2 protein-coding genes and 3 pseudogenes are annotated in these 7,078 nt (G+C 48.3%); 3 read left to right on the forward strand and 2 right to left on the reverse strand.

Features of this window, described 5'->3' with window-relative positions; genetic code table 11:
- Positions 1 to 129: pseudogene (locus tag MKK65_RS03460) on the forward strand (IS110 family transposase); the annotation flags it as partial.
- A 651-nt stretch (positions 130 to 780) separates the two neighbouring features.
- Here MKK65_RS03460 and MKK65_RS03465 read toward each other — a convergent pair.
- Complete coding sequence (locus MKK65_RS03465; protein ID WP_243955332.1) at positions 781 to 2,187, reverse strand: oligosaccharide flippase family protein; 1,407 nt, start codon at positions 2,185 to 2,187, stop codon at positions 781 to 783.
- A gap of 930 nt (positions 2,188 to 3,117) precedes the next feature.
- Positions 3,118 to 3,645 (reverse strand): annotated as a pseudogene (locus MKK65_RS31490) (hypothetical protein); the annotation flags it as partial.
- Positions 3,646 to 3,658: 13 nt separating this feature from the next.
- Here MKK65_RS31490 and MKK65_RS03480 point away from each other — a divergent pair.
- Both MKK65_RS03480 and MKK65_RS03485 read left to right on the forward strand, forming a co-directional pair.
- Positions 3,659 to 4,487, forward strand: a pseudogene (locus tag MKK65_RS03480) (integrase core domain-containing protein); the annotation flags it as partial.
- Between the two features lie 531 nt (positions 4,488 to 5,018).
- Positions 5,019 to 6,302 carry a polysaccharide biosynthesis/export family protein gene (locus tag MKK65_RS03485; RefSeq protein ID WP_243955330.1) on the forward strand — a complete coding sequence of 428 codons (1,284 nt, stop codon included), beginning with the start codon at positions 5,019 to 5,021 and terminating at the stop codon, positions 6,300 to 6,302.
- Positions 6,303 to 7,078: the final 776 nt, after the last annotated feature.

The following is a 7,078-nucleotide window of genomic DNA, read 5'->3' on the forward strand; positions in this document are numbered from 1 at the left end:
TTCTACGAGCGGCTCACTGGGCGTGGCCGGCTGAGGAAGGTCGCCCTCGTGGCAGTGATGCGAAAGCCCCTGGTGACGCTCAACGCCATCGTCCGCGACCGCACGCCCTGGCAGCCCCTCGAGACTTGACCTTCAACACAGTCGCTCAGTCGTTGTGGGGCTTCCATGGAAAACTTGGCCTGCTGCGCATCCCTCGCAACATGATAGTCAACCGTACTACCACGCCACGGGATCAAACGGCTGGTCTCGAACAATTCATCGACGATTCGCCCCCTGTTGTCGGACAGAAAGCGCCGCCGCGGTTCGACCTTAGCCAGCAACTTTCCTTTAATCATCCGACCTTTTTACTTTAAACCCAGCATTAGGGTTCGGATCCGATTAAGTTTGCAACGCTTCGATCGCAGCATTCATCGAAGGCTCATTATAAAACGCCTCTCAGGTCAATAAAGCATATCGGTCGCTCAATAAATAAAAAAACCAGTCTGGATACTTACATGAAAGTGTAGCCTATAGCCAACTCCCGATGTACTGTACTGCATTGAAAATTTAACATAAAAGGATTTCTGAAAATACCGATATTCTAAATGCCCGACAAAAAAAACATGATCAAACCTGAAGCGTAGCCTTGGAAGAGTTTTGATTAGATGGAAATAATTTCAGTCGAAGATCCCGTCAGAAAATTAGGGCTCAATATTCCTGCGCTTAAAAAGCATTAGGGGCGGCCAGTAATAGCGGTTAAAAAAGAAGGCAGTATAATGAATTTATTGTAAAGCAGTCTCTTCACCTCAAGCGCCCCCTAAATTTCGACAACAGCGGCGATAAATCCGGATCGTCTATTAAATACACCAAAATAGTATATAGAATGCCTGCCAATAAGTATGAAATCAATAGATAAAAAATTGAGCCGGGAAGATAACTGATCATTAAATAATTAGCCAATGCGACGGCTAGGCTTGCTTCAAATGGCTTTCTGATCGAAGATAGCGAGTAAAAATTAAATCCAAACTTGCGTCCTGCTCCTATAGTTAAAACAACAATAAACACTAGGGACGAAAGGCCTATTGCAAGCACAGAAAAATAGACACCGAAAACCGCTCCCGCAACTACAGACAGAATACGACTTAAATATAGCAGGCCGAGTGCGTACAAAATCGACAAGGGAGCGCCGATAGCTGTTAGCACCGCCCCGATAAGTCCGAATACTGTACTTAAAGCATTAAAAAAGATTAGAACTTCCACTATCCAAGCTGCGTCGTTCCATTTATTTCCCATTATGATAGAAAATAAAGGCGCTGAAGATGTTATTAGCAATGCTGCAATTGGAAATAGAACGTAGCATACCGTTACTAGAGTCCGTCGAGTTAGTTCAGCCAGCCGGCTCCTATCTTCGTGCAAAGCCTGAGCGTACAGAGATGCCCAGACTGGGTTACCAACAGCCTCACACGAAAACCTCGAAATTTGAGAGCCCAAATTGTAATTTCCTAACAGCGCTGATCCATATATATTTTGGAATACAATATTCTCCACTGCTCTACCAACAAACTCGGTTAGCCTGCTACAAACTATCGTTGTGCTAACAACAATATGCTTCGTGACAGCTTTGTAGCTAAAGTGAAATAATGGCATGTGGAATGCGGCTAAGTTGATTAAAAATGATCTCGACAAAAAACTTACAACAAATTGGAAGCCAAGGCTGATCGCCCCCATGCCTTTTATCGAACAAATGATTCCGCAAAAAGCTCCAAGTGCTGAAGAAAATAAGTCGCAAACTGCCAAGTACTGTATTCGCCCCCTTCTGTTTAAACGCGCGGCAGGTACATTAGTAATACCCATTATTGGCAAGGAAAATGATAATAATATCATCAGTTTCGACAATGAAGGCTCGTCTGAAATGTAGGCTATTAGCAGACCGATAAAAATAACAACGATTTGCAGAAGAAAACATAAAATCAATATGGCCCAAAAAGATGATGACCAAACAATTTCATTGGCCTCATCTTCGCGCGACAGTGTCCCTCCCACTCCAGCATCGGCTAGCACGAGAAAGAAAGTAATTGCCGGTAGGGCCAAAGCGTAAACGGCAAACTCTTTCGGACCAAGATAACTCGCTATAACAGGCAACGTGACCAACTGTATAGAAATTTTTAGGCCGCCTAGTACAGCACCTACCACCGAATTTTTCGCCATAGACACGCGATGGTTCCTCTCTACTCAGTTTCCGCACATAAAGCGCGCTGTGCATGACCTAAATTTCATGCTTCTTAAAAAAATAAATTATTCTTCGATCTGTAATTTACGCTCCCATCTAAACAATCGGGAACGGCCACCAATCTGAATTTTTCAGCCGAATTGTAAAGACGATTGCGAACCACCGGACGAGCTTGCAGAAAGTATAGAATACAAAGAGTACCATCGCATATATCACAGGGTCGTATATCATATTTTCCCGCATCAGCAAGAAAGAACGTCCTCTTAGGCGAATGCATTAATAAAGCAATACGCATTGATGGAACAAATTTTCGGCAAGGTCGGTCAAATATTAGATCCAGTCTCGTTTGGCCTTGATAGGCCATTCCAGTCGCTGCCATATTTAATAACGGAAAGACGTCAAAATATGATTGGAGGCATAATCGCCGTCATGACCATGGCCGGGAAATTGTCATATATCGCTTATAATTACCTCATTGGCTTACTTGTATTTTTCTGATAGGGCAAGGCTTCTCTCTTGTGGCATAAATTATCCGATTTGATATGGTAGCCAACTCAAGTTCCTCACTTCACATAAAATATTGTGACTATTAGGAACAAGTTCCCGCCCTGGATGTCGAGGAGTCTAGCAAAAAAAACTCTTTCATGAATCTACAAAGAACGTAGCTTAGAGGAAGGGCAGAATAAGACACAGATCGGGTTGTCGCTATTAATTGCCGTCGTCCACACTTGCTGCACCGAGATAGTCCACGATCGAATTTTTAGGAACTGCAATTGTTTATTTTTGAAGGTACGTGTTCGTGTCATGAAAGATTTTAAGCACCAACGGTTTAGATGACGGCAGCGAATGGCTTTCCTTTTAAAAGTCGTGCCGTATCGACGACGGTTCGCATGATGGTCTCGCCTGCGGCGGCCGATACGGCTTAATACTCGCTGGTCGTCTTTCGTTAAATGACGGAATGGCGCACCAGCCTCTTCCTCCGGCTGGCTCTTCAGAGTGAGGGTAATCATCGTGATCGCCGTGTCCTCGTTGGCACGAGGCGCACCTGAACGGGGCAGGTCGACCAGACCGTCGAAGCGGTGGGCCAGGAAGCGGGCACGCTAGTACATAGACGCAACCGAACACACCACGTGCTTTTCCGCCAACTAACTGCCATCGCTTTAAAAATCTTACTGCCTTGTATGCGTTTTGCCGGCGTCAGAGCTTTAAGTCGTAACGCTCGGACGGCTGATCCCGAGGCTGCGGGCGATGCCGGTGCTCGTGGAGCCAGGCTCGGCACAGGCCAGCACGATCCGCGCACGCTGGGCCAGCGCCTGACCGACGTTGCGGCGGTGCACCAGGCCCTCCAGCCGCGCACGCTCGTCCGCGCTCAGATGAAGTTCGGCTGGTTTGGGACCGCGAGCCATCGCAGCAACCTCCGCTCGGAAGCCCAGCAGATGGCTCTCACGTCCCGAGGAGCCGCGCTCCAGCGTGCTGAGCGTGGAGGACGAGGCGGTTGTCGTCGCCTTCCGGCGGCATACGCTACTACCGCTGGACGACTGCCTGTATGCGCTGCAGCCGAGCCTGCCGCACCTGACGCGCTCGTCGCTACATCGCTGCCTGCAGCGCCACGGCATCAGCCGCCTGCCGAATGTCGACGGCGAAAAGCCGAAGCGCTCGCGCTTCAAAGCCTACCCGATCGGCTGCTTCCACATCGACATCGCACAGGTCAGCACCGAACAGAGCAAGCTGCACCCGTTCGTGGCCATCGACCGCACGGGCAAGTTTGCCTTCGTTCAACTTCACGAGAAGGCAACTCAGCGGATCGCAGCGGCCTTTCTACGCGATCTGGTCGCGGCCGTGCCCTACGATCCACACGGTCCCGACCGACAACGGCATTTAGTTCACCGACAACAAGCCGGTGAACGCGGAGGCCGAAGCGAAGGCGGCCGCCTACTGGGCGAACCAAGACGGGCCGGCCTGTACCGCTGGCATTCGTTCGAATGGGCCTGCGAGCAGACCAAAATCGAGCATCGCCTGACCAAACCACGCTGCCCGTGGACGAACGGCCAAGTCGAGCGGATGAACCGCACCATCAAGGACGCCACGGTCAAGCGCTACCATTACATCGACAACGACGAGCTGCGCCGCCACCTGCAACTGTTCGTGGAGGCCTAAAATTACGGTCGCCGGCTGAAGACCCTGCGATGCCTCAACCCCCTACGAATTTATCTGCCAGACCTGGACGAAAGAGCCCGAACGCTTCAGGCTCGATCCGTCACACCACATGCTAGGACCAAACAGAGGATCAAACGCTACATCGCCGGGTACAACCGACGCGCCAGACCTTCCGTATGGATCAATTCGGTGACCGATATCCTCGCAGCCCTAAGCCAACCCCCTGAACCTTCCGTCTAAAACAGTGCACTAGCGCATCAGAGATGTGAAAATCAACGAAATTCGAAGTCGCAAGCGCGGAGGCCCAAGCTTAACCCATCTTTTAATCAAAACAAATGCAAATCACCAAGGGCGATTAAATCCAACAAATTTCACGTTTTCCTATACCCCACTCTTTAACACAATATTACAAGTTTCATCCAAGACTACATGAATCCAAAGCTGACATTACCGAACGGCGTTCTGCCGCCGATATTGGTGTGACGAACTCATGCCCAAAGGGCTGGAATCGCTATATAGATATAAATCTGTTAAATTTATGAGCGCATCGCGAATTCATTGAAGAATGAAGGTAACGCAAACTACGGCCGATTGCGCGAGACATCGATAACGCCAAATGCTATACCAGAGTAACTCGAAGCGGAGACGGCTTGTGTCACATAGCAATATTTCAAAAGGCATCTGGATATCGTTACTTTTGATAGTATCACCTGCTGTTAATGCCGCAGGCAGGGACACTTATCTACTAGGCCCACAGGATAAGATAGAAATTCGAGTAAACGACATCAGAGCCGGATCTGGAGATGCTCATGCGTGGTCATCTTTCGACGGAGAATTCTATGTAAACCCAGAAGGGCAACTATCCTTGCCGCTTGTTGGAGAAATTAACGCGACTGGAAAAACAACGGCTGAAATTTCGAGTCTAGTAGCGAACTCTGTCAAGAACGAGGTGGGCCTCGCACAGCTCCCGAAAGTTTCAATTCAGATTATTAAATTTCGACCATTTTATATAATGGGGGCCGTCGAAAAACCAGGGGATTACGAGTTTCGACCAGGACTTACCATTCTTCAGGCCGTCAGCATAGCGGGTGGCCTATTAAGGCAATCAACAGCAACCATACTTGGTTACCAAAAGGATGCCTTGACACAGCTCGGCGAGTCTAAAACTTTAGAAACCGAAAAGTTAAGTCTCGCAATAAGATTAGCTAGACTCGATTCAGACGCTGCCGGGTCAGACCGTATCAACTTACCGGGAAATATGAATTCTCAATATAACACGCCTGAGGCCCAAAAGATTTTAAGCGATGAAACTTTAACCCTCGTGAGTCAGCGCTCTGGATTAAAAGCACAACGAACTGCGATTGAACGACAGCAAGAGAGTTTGAAAAGCGAGATATCAACGTTAGATAATAAAGAGAAAACGGTCAGCAAGCAGCTTGAATTATCAAACAACGATCTTGAGCAAGTCCGATCGCTTGCTAATAGAGGCCTGACCATTACAACAAGGCAATTAGCAGCTGAACAGAATGTTGCAGCGTATCAAGGCACGTTACTAGACGTGCAGCTTGCATCAATTCGCGCGAAAGAGGCGTTATCTAGGAGTGCTAGAGACCTTCTTGAGGTTGAGCAAAAACATAAAGATGATATTTCGCGTGAGGCGGGGGATTTAAGATTAAGGATTGCTTTAATTGCAAAAAAAATAGACGCGAATTCTCAGCTATTAAACCATTCCTCATCGATATTAAATACGCAGGAGAAAGAATTTAGTGATATTTCCTTAGTCCGGTACTTGCTTACAACACGTATCGGTGACGAAACACAAACTCGTTATGTATCAGCGTCTGAGATGTTACACCCTGGAGATGTACTTAGAGTAGAGGTAAATAGTTCATCCGGCGTGTCTGGCAGTCCTTTGAATCAGTCGGCTGAAAAATGACCAACCAGGCGCCAGAGCCCTGCCCTTTCAGGCCGAATTGTAAGCATTGTATACAACTGCGTGAGGTAATTATTACACTCTCGGTCGAAAGGCGGAAAAAGGTTCCGTTGGTACTGGCGAAATGTTAAAGCAGGCACTTCGATCGGGAAAAGAAAGGAGTGAACCATAGTGACGCGTCTCATTCTGAGAGAGCAGATTTATTGGTTAAATACAAATCCTCAATTTAGGGTAAGAGACATGCGTCGATCGTCTTGACGGTCTCGCGCGTACCGGTGAACTCGTAGTGGTTACAGTTTCAATGAGTCCGCGACCAAGGTAGGGAATCTACACGACCATTGCCATCGCTCACGTATTCTTATTGAGTTTGAAGTTTCCGTTGCAGGAGGATCGCGATTGCACAGTTGTTTTGGCTCTTAGAGCTGTTGTCGTTTAGGTTGGGTCATAAGCGTCGTATCCGGCGGCGGCGATGTAGTTGCGGCATTCCTTTGGAGTGAAGGCTGCGCACCGCCGCTGCCCGAACCGTCCCAGACCTTTAGGCAGCCATCGCCCGGGCCTTCGCAGCCTTCAACCCAACGGAATGCCGCAACTACATCGCCGCATCCGGATACGACGCTTATGACCCAACCTAAACGACAACAGCTCTAAGAGCCCAAACAACTGTGCAATCGCGATCCTCCTGCAACGGAAACTCCAACCTCACTAAGAATACGTGAGCGATGGCAATGGTCGTGTAGATTCCCTACCTTGGTCGCGGACTCATTGAAACTGTAACCACT

Source organism: Methylobacterium sp. J-001 (assembly GCF_022829565.1).
Classification (GTDB): domain Bacteria; phylum Pseudomonadota; class Alphaproteobacteria; order Rhizobiales; family Beijerinckiaceae; genus Methylobacterium.